The 7,855-nt window shown below is 37.6% G+C and carries 8 protein-coding genes; all 8 read right to left on the bottom strand.

Going from position 1 to position 7,855, the window contains the following annotated elements; all coding sequences use genetic code 11:
• Positions 1–270: 270 nt before the first annotated feature.
• Positions 271–1,080: an SGNH/GDSL hydrolase family protein gene (locus tag KVT34_RS29015; RefSeq protein ID WP_253631361.1), complete on the bottom strand. Its 810-nt coding sequence runs from the start codon at positions 1,078–1,080 to the stop codon at positions 271–273.
• Positions 1,081–1,094: 14 nt separating this feature from the next.
• Positions 1,095–2,807, bottom strand: coding sequence for a chitobiase/beta-hexosaminidase C-terminal domain-containing protein (locus KVT34_RS29010; RefSeq protein ID WP_217563153.1), 1,713 nt, complete (start codon positions 2,805–2,807; stop codon positions 1,095–1,097).
• A gap of 187 nt (positions 2,808–2,994) precedes the next feature.
• Positions 2,995–3,390 (bottom strand): hypothetical protein, encoded by a 396-nt coding sequence (locus KVT34_RS29005; protein WP_217563152.1) that lies wholly within the window; start codon positions 3,388–3,390, stop codon positions 2,995–2,997.
• An 11-nt stretch (positions 3,391–3,401) separates the two neighbouring features.
• Entirely contained in the window at positions 3,402–4,376 is a 975-nt protein-coding gene (locus KVT34_RS29000; RefSeq protein WP_217563151.1) for a hypothetical protein, read from the bottom strand.
• Positions 4,376–5,374 (bottom strand): hypothetical protein, encoded by a 999-nt coding sequence (locus KVT34_RS28995; protein ID WP_217563150.1) that lies wholly within the window; start codon positions 5,372–5,374, stop codon positions 4,376–4,378. The genes KVT34_RS29000 and KVT34_RS28995 overlap by 1 nt, the downstream gene beginning before the upstream one ends.
• 7 nt (positions 5,375–5,381) lie before the next feature.
• Positions 5,382–6,479: a siphovirus ReqiPepy6 Gp37-like family protein gene (locus KVT34_RS28990; protein WP_217563149.1), complete on the bottom strand. Its 1,098-nt coding sequence runs from the start codon at positions 6,477–6,479 to the stop codon at positions 5,382–5,384.
• A gap of 2 nt (positions 6,480–6,481) precedes the next feature.
• On the bottom strand, positions 6,482–7,357 hold the full coding sequence (locus KVT34_RS28985) for a phage tail family protein (protein ID WP_253631360.1): 876 nt from the start codon (positions 7,355–7,357) through the stop codon (positions 6,482–6,484).
• Position 7,358: 1 nt separating this feature from the next.
• Positions 7,359–7,855 (bottom strand): phage tail protein (locus KVT34_RS32100; RefSeq protein WP_483311461.1); only part of this gene is annotated, 497 nt, incomplete at its 5' end.

The following is a 7,855-nucleotide window of genomic DNA, read 5'->3' as shown; positions in this document are numbered from 1 at the left end:
CTTGCGCTTGTTTCAAGTCACGAATTTCACTATCACGAAACTAAAACATCTCCTCTATTTCGGTACGCTGCATGTAATTTTTCTGATTGGAGTCTAACTTTTCTTCGATTCGTATGACTGTAGCATTCATTGACTGCAGCTGTACTTCTAGTTTCGCGATACGTTCATACTCCCTTTGATCCACCGCCGCCACCCCTTTTTGGACAAAAATAAAAAGAGAGTCAGTTATTTGTCTCCCTGTTTGTTATATAAGTCATATTTTATAACGAATTACCTGGCTATACGTTCTAAGAATTTACCAATCGGATTAGCGATAATTTCGAAACCGTTTGTGTTTGGGTGTGTTTTATCACCTGCTGTTGTACCGTAATTAAATTTGAAGTATTTTTGATTAATAAAATCAATATTTGCGTTCAGTGCCGCTTCTTTTCTTAAATTAAGATATGGAATACCATAGTATTCTAAGTTCATAATTAGAGCATCCTCAAATGGTTTCCATGTATTAGCTCCTTTGTATTCATTAAAGCCAAACGGCAAAATAAAACCAATAGGCTTTTTTGGATACTTTTGCAACAAACCTTCACACAGTACCTTCATTGCCCCATGGATAGTTGATTTATCTGTACTTCCGAATGTCCCGATAGGGGTATTACCTGAATAAGCATAATCATTGATTCCACCCATAACGGTGATGATATCAGCGTCACTTCTCATATTCGAATAGCGAACACACATCCCTGTATTATCACCTTTATCTGTTATACAAGTACCACCAACACCATAACTAACAGCGGTTACTCCCGTCTTTGTTACTATTTGCTCATGATACGTTTTTACAGGCGTTCCAACTGTTTCAACACCTGTCGAGTTATCCCAGTAACCGCCCTCCGTCACGCTATCACCAAGAACTGCCCAAACCTTACCAGCTAAAACGTTTGTTGGCGACCCACCACCCGTTCCTATTTCTGTAAGTTTTTGGGCAAGTGTTTTATTATCACTTACATAAACAGCTTCTGCACGAGTAATGGGATAAATATATTTTCCGAATGCGTCTTTCATTTTTCTTAATTTACCTTTCATGTTTATCCCTCCGCTTACTGTAATGCATTATAATTTTGGGTTAATTCTGTTGCTGATAGTTTTCTATTGTAATAAAGTAGATTCTTGATGGCATTTCCACCTTCTGCTAACCCTATTTTTATTGTTTCTAGGTTGTTTGAATTCAACGTCACAGTTGAATTTCCCGTTAAAGATGTAACTTCCACATTGTTAACAAGCATTCTAATTGTACCTAAAGTGTTATCTCTCATTACTACAACGTGATAATACAGTGTCCCATCAGAGAATAAGTCCGGACATGCTACTTCTTTATTAACTCCGAATGAATCAAACATATTCATATAAATTCTCTTCCCGTTATCATAAACATAAAGTCTCATTACGTTATTCGTGCCGCCTATGCTAAACTGCGAGAATATATCCATATATGGTTTTGGTTTTAACGTGAATGCTAGGGTCCATTCGTCATTAGCTGGATAATACGATCCATTATTTGTGACTGTTACTCTGTTCACAACATTACCCCATTTATTTACTAATCCATTTGTCACCCATGCTCCAGCAACTTGCTTTGTATATGTTTGTGTCTGTACAGCGCTAAAGTTTCCCGCTGCATCTTTTGCAAATGTCTTGATAGTCGTTGTGTTCGTGATGTTAATAACGCTTGTATACTTTGTACTTCCTGTTGTCGGTGTTGTTCCGTCTGTCGTATAATAAATATCTGCTGTTTCATTTGTACTCATTGTAACTGTCATACTATCTGTAAATGTTGTTCCTGGTGTGATTGTAAGGATAGGCGGTGTTGTATCAGGCGGGATTGTATTTGTTGTCTTCACACTAATACTTGCTCCACTTGCAATATTTCCACTTCTATCTTTCGCTTTCACCCAAAACATGTATGAAGTTGATGTTGTCAATCCGCTCACATTATAAGTTGTTCCTGTTACGCTAGCTAAGAATTGAGTTCCATTATAAATTTCATACCCTGCAACATCCCCCGACACACTTGATGTCCATGTTAATGTGACTGAAGAACCTGTAATATTAGATGCAGCTAAGTTTGTAACATTATTAGGTGGTGTTGTGTCTATTGGATCAGTCCCTAAATCAATCGTAACACTTTCCCCGCCTTTCCACTCTTCGAATAAAATAACATCTGAAGGTACAGAACCACCGCCTCCACCGTTTAATTTTAAATTCGCTACATCTTTCTCTAATATTCCAATAATTTCTGAATTATTTTCCGACTTTGTCTTTGCGACTTCAGCTATTTCTTTTACCGCTAAAATCCCCGCAATGTCAACGCCTTTAAGTTTTTCCCCGGCTTCAATTGCTTTTTGGATAATACCCATTTCGTTGGCGGATTCAATTGCACCTACTGCCATATACGATTCCTCTACATAAATCCTAAATTTTCTCGTCACAATATTTGAGTCTTTATCTTCTATATGAATTTCACCTAAAACTTCACCGGCCGCCGCGACAGTTTGAGTTGTAAGAACAATAGACACTAGACCTTTTTTTTCATCTTCCACCGTAACTTTCTGATTCTGAAAGACCAACTTATTATCTGGTTTTTTAAAGGCAGCCATCACTTTCACATTTGAAAGGATTAATGGTTCATTATCTTGGGTAACCTCTACAAGTAATTTCGCTGAGTTTAAGTCATTCTGAGATACAATCACTTTTTCTGAGGGGGTAATTAACTTCGTATCAACTTTAATTTGGAATATTTTAAAAGTTACCATAGAAAGGCATCCCTCCTAAATTACTGCACGTTTGGATACTCTAAATTTGTTATTAATTTGTATTCTTCTTTTGTAATCTGAAACAACTCGACAACTTGACAAAGATTTAGTTTCGTGCACCATTCTTTAATATAACGGTCTTTCCATTTCGAAAAAGCAGGGCTTCTTACATCTGTAGAGTTTGTCATTACACTGTACCTCCAGCTTGTTTCATTTTTAACACTTCAATCTCTAAATCACTAAGTTGCTGAGCGATGAGTTTAATATCTTGATCTTTCTGAAGCACTAGAATTTCTAAGTCCGTTACCTGTTGACCTAACTGTTTATTTTCTTCTTGCAATTTCTTTTGAGCTTCTTCTGTATTGGCTGGACGTTCTACATAATCCACTATAAATTCATTTTTGTTTACATCGTATTTCAACAACATATCTTTCTCTGGAGTATTTGAAACTGGGATATCCTTATCGACCACATTGATACCTTTTTTTATTGTTTCCTCATCCAGATATTGTGTTTGATACACGATTGAAGATACGAATGCGATCCCACTTTGATTGGGCTCTCCTAAAAATAGTAACGCCATATTATCACTCCTTATTGTTTTATTCTTCCGTATTGGACTAGCTTGCTATGGACGAAACTCGCTACGTACGTATTTTGATTCATGTACACATTAGTAAAATCTTTTCCTGTTATGGCTAGTGTTTTTAACATCCCGTCTTTATAATCCATTAGACAGTTAAGGACGGAAAAGCATTTCTTAAATGTCTGTACAGCTTGATTAGGCGGAGATTGCCATCCGCCTTGATTCATTTTGTAATTCAATAAGGCATCATTCCTTACTGTAAAACTTGTGCCATTCAAATTAAAAGCAACGTGGCTTATGCTACGTTCTGTAGGGCTTGCGTAATAAAAAACATGCAAGACATCTTTTAGAATCGTACATCCGTGTATATAATACCAACCGTTGTCTACCTTATCTGGTATTGTAATTTTTTTGATAATATTTAAATCAGCGATATCCATGATATAAACATCACTATTAAACATAAACACTACTTTATCTTGATTTTCATTTGTTGCGAATGATATTTTCCCACCGTAACCACTTGTTGTATCTGATAACCCTGCAATCACCTTTTTCAAAAGAACAGCTCCTGTTTTTCTACTGATTTTCACAATGCCTTTTGGATATGTTGCAAAAATGTAATCTTTTGTTAAGATAGCTTCCGAAGACATAGGGTCCGCATCAGTACATTCCCATACTTTTTGAAAATACTTGTCATATGCCCTAAAACGATAGCCATTTCCACTTTCATACGACCTACCATACATTAAATCATCACGATGATCTGTCATTCGCTGCATAGAATTATCTTGCGAACTACCAGCAATTTTTGCACCTGTAGCAATATCAAAGCAATAGGGACCTGTATAAACAACACTTTTTGCTACGCTGAATTTGGTGTATTCGCTTGAAAATTCTATAGGTATAGGTGCGTTATACCCTTTCCGTATTACATCGAGTCCTCTACTTGCTGTTAAACCATGTTCTTGTGCATAAGGCATTATTGTGGCACCTCTTTCATGAAGTCTCCTTCATCGTCGTATAGACGCTTGTAAATTACTGTAGAAGCTACGGTAACACCATCTTTTTCATATTTCGTAACTGTTTGTGTACGGTAATTCATGTCTGAATCTGGATCAGAAAATACGGAACGTCTACGTAGGACATCGCTTTTTGTACGCCATTCTACAGTTGTAAATACACCATTATTATCCTTACCGGAACCACTAACATAGAGTGTCTCAAGGGCTGCATTTAACGTTTGCGATATACTGTCACACCGTTCATTCGTTTTGGCGATTTCATTCATCAAGTTTCCAGCTACGTTCCCATCTAATACAACTTTTAAATTATTAAACCAAGTCGTGAACTCGTTCTTGTATCTTTGTTTTTCAGCCTCCGTAAAAGCCATGAATTGATTAATAATGTTTTGCGTATCTTGATCATGCTTTTGCTTCGTACGAGTTAACCAATCCATGTATTGACCAAAAACCTTCGATGTATCTACTTGAATCAATGAATTGACAACGCCACACGTCTGGGTATTTAATCGTATATCTGTTACGTCCTCTTGATTAATAACAACAACTCCATTACGTACCAATATTTCTGCGACAGCTAATTCATGCGCATCAGCATCCCGTTGTAATGCGGGTGCTGCAGGGTTTGCTGCAAACACTCCCTTTTTTACATATGCTCTTATTCTCCGTTCTACAAAATCACATCGTAATACGACGCGGTCTAGTCTTTTTACAACGCCATCCGCTGTATCCACGTTCAAAACCAGGTCGTCCGTGTTTTGATACATGTAACCATTAATCCACGCTGCTCCAGGTTTTAAAGTGATTTGCATCCGATTTCTATCAGCTATAACTTGGAGATTATTTGCTACATTCGGAAAATAGCCATTCGTTATAAACTTATTAAAATAGTTCGCCCAGTCTTCCGCTTTGTATCTTCTATCACCGTTTACGCTACTAAAAAATGAGTATTTTTCCATCTACTTCTCACCCCAGCTTTCTCTTAATTACATCTATTAAAGTAGGAATATTTGTACCAAACTCCACATTGATATCCACAGTACCTTTTTGATACGTTTCTGTTACAGCTGTAATACGTGGGTGCATTACAATCCCCCATTTACGATTCATGACTGTAACCCTATCCCCTAAATCGTAATCTTCACGGTAAACATATTGCGAGTTCGCATCTATTTCACTTTCGAATGATTCAATCTTTACAGCTTCTAACAATTTCTTTTGTCCACGTTCCATAAGCATCTGATTATATACAGCACTGTCAATTGGATTACCATCCTCACCTTGATCTGAAAGGTCACGAGCATCTACGAAAAGCTCGATACGTTCCCAACCAGATTTATCATTATTTATAGTCACTACTTTTCGATTAGTGCCTTCACCAGATCCAGCAACTAAAACCGTATTTGCATATGAACCTTGGTCGTACACATATCGTTGATTAATTACATTTTCATTTTCTGTAGAAAAAATTACAGGATCAATTGTGTCCTGTTCAGTTGTGAGATTTCTCCCTCTATATGGATCAAAAACGTATTGCTTCTTTTCCAAATCCAACAATACGCGCCAACCAACATCATTTTTTTCCGCTATGTCCTCTAAACAATCTGGTAAGTACTTATAACTAGATACTTCCGCTACGTTCCCGAACGTTTTTGTAGGAGATAGTGAAAACCCTGGTAATACTCGTCTAGAATCAACAGGATGTATCACGTTCTTATCAACAAACTCCTTCATAACCTTATCGATATCACCCGTGTACCTTTGTGTCCCCCATACAATTCTTTTTCGTAATAAATTAGCAAGTGAGAAACCTTTTACTATTAACTTGTCGTGTCCATTTTCTTCTTGCTCAATTGAGTGATGACTAATATAACAAGCGTCTTTCAAATCATTTTCTTTTGCGATAATATGATCATCTTGTAGTAACGCAAAAGCATCTGAATCAAACGTCAAAGTTAAGGTGCAAGAACCAGGTTTAGTTAAATAACGTTCAAAAATAAAAGAGTGATATGTATCTATCACTCCTATAAACTCTAATTGTGTATTAAATACATACAGATCCATCCTTACACCCCCACTAACTTCGGCGTATGGTAAATACTCACCTCAAGTCTTTCTGTATTTTCTTCTGCATCATAACGAAATAAATTCGCACCCACTTCTAATTGTAAAAAGGTACTTGGTGCGAAATCGATTTTACGCATGATTGGACCATCCACATTACTCACAGCTTTCTTTTTCCCTTTTGTTGTATCGATGGTGATAATTTCTCCAGCAACCATTGTTTTGTTTATCTTTAGATACTCTTGCGTAACTACGTTTATTATTCTAGGGTTCTTCGCCTTACCTAATGCTCTAATCTGCACCTCTATACCTGTAGCAATATGCCCCTCATTTGTAATCTCAGTGATTAAAGACGGTGTTCGATGGCTGAACTCCATGCCACTGATCGGAATTTCAAATGGCATCTCAAAAGCCGGTACCCATACAGCGATATCGTCCTGTCTTTTTTCTTTAAAGAAGAAAGGATCCGCACAAAGTAAATGAATAAACGTTTTTTGAAATCTCTCTCCACGATTTTCTACACCATCAGGTGATAAGGGCACGTTTTCTAGCACAGCTTTGATCCGCACGCTCGTGTAGTCATTTTCATAACGTAATACGCCTTCACCTAGTGCCGGGTTCATAATACGAGCCAACATAGACCTGTATTCTGATACTCGCTCGTAATTATCACCCTCTATCAAGACTTCAGCCTCTATTTCTCTTTCTTCTAGCAACGTCCCGATATAGCGAGAACCATGCCTATATGCAGACTTCTGTGTTTGCGTAGCTGCTTTTACATCACCTAAACCTGAAACTGTTACTAATGAAAAAGGAGCCCGATTACCGAGCTCCACGCTTTCACCTAATGCATTTGTAAACACTAGACGTTCCATCATATTAAAACCCCATTTCCATGCCTAATTGACGTAATGTCTGCTTCTGTTTTCGTCTCACTTCAGCTGCAGACGCTTGCTCTGAAACTTGTACATTCACAGTTGGTTGGAACACCTTCTGCACTGGGGTACTTCCTGTCGTTGATCCATCTGCGATTCTGTTCATTCCACCAATACCAGGTAAAGAACCTTTTGCCTGAATCTCTATTTGTTCAGGTTTCATCCACTCAGTTAACTCACGAGTTGTTCGAAGTACAGCACCTCTCATTCCCTCAATACCATTGATCCAGCCTTCCATCATATTGACACCAATGAAATCCCTAAACCAACGACTTGGGGAGTGAATCGACAAGAGTCCTGAGATTTTATCCTTGATTCCATTTCCGATTTCCGTAATTTTGCCCCAAATTGCTCCAGCCATTCCGCTTATACCACCTAAAAGCCCTTGCATCATATTTCGTCCAATACTACCTAAATCAATTCCGCTAAGGAAAGATTTTA

The organism is Paenibacillus sp. GbtcB18 (assembly GCF_019091125.1).
GTDB classification, from domain to species: domain Bacteria; phylum Bacillota; class Bacilli; order Paenibacillales; family NBRC-103111; genus Paenibacillus_F; species Paenibacillus_F chitinolyticus.
The sequence above is the reverse complement of the archived record's forward strand: the minus strand, read 5'-3'. Positions and strand labels throughout refer to the sequence as shown.

What these genes read in the sequence shown, in the direction of transcription:
- KVT34_RS29015 (WP_253631361.1), bottom strand. Translation starts at nt 1,080, where the DNA reads ATGAAAGGTAAATTAAGAAAAATGAAAGACGCATTCGGAAAATATATT.
- KVT34_RS29010 (WP_217563153.1), bottom strand. Translation starts at nt 2,807, where the DNA reads ATGGTAACTTTTAAAATATTCCAAATTAAAGTTGATACGAAGTTAATT.
- KVT34_RS29005 (WP_217563152.1), bottom strand. Translation starts at nt 3,390, where the DNA reads ATGGCGTTACTATTTTTAGGAGAGCCCAATCAAAGTGGGATCGCATTC.
- KVT34_RS29000 (WP_217563151.1), bottom strand. Translation starts at nt 4,376, where the DNA reads ATGCCTTATGCACAAGAACATGGTTTAACAGCAAGTAGAGGACTCGAT.
- KVT34_RS28995 (WP_217563150.1), bottom strand. Translation starts at nt 5,374, where the DNA reads ATGGAAAAATACTCATTTTTTAGTAGCGTAAACGGTGATAGAAGATAC.
- KVT34_RS28990 (WP_217563149.1), bottom strand. Translation starts at nt 6,479, where the DNA reads ATGGATCTGTATGTATTTAATACACAATTAGAGTTTATAGGAGTGATA.
- KVT34_RS28985 (WP_253631360.1), bottom strand. Translation starts at nt 7,357, where the DNA reads ATGATGGAACGTCTAGTGTTTACAAATGCATTAGGTGAAAGCGTGGAG.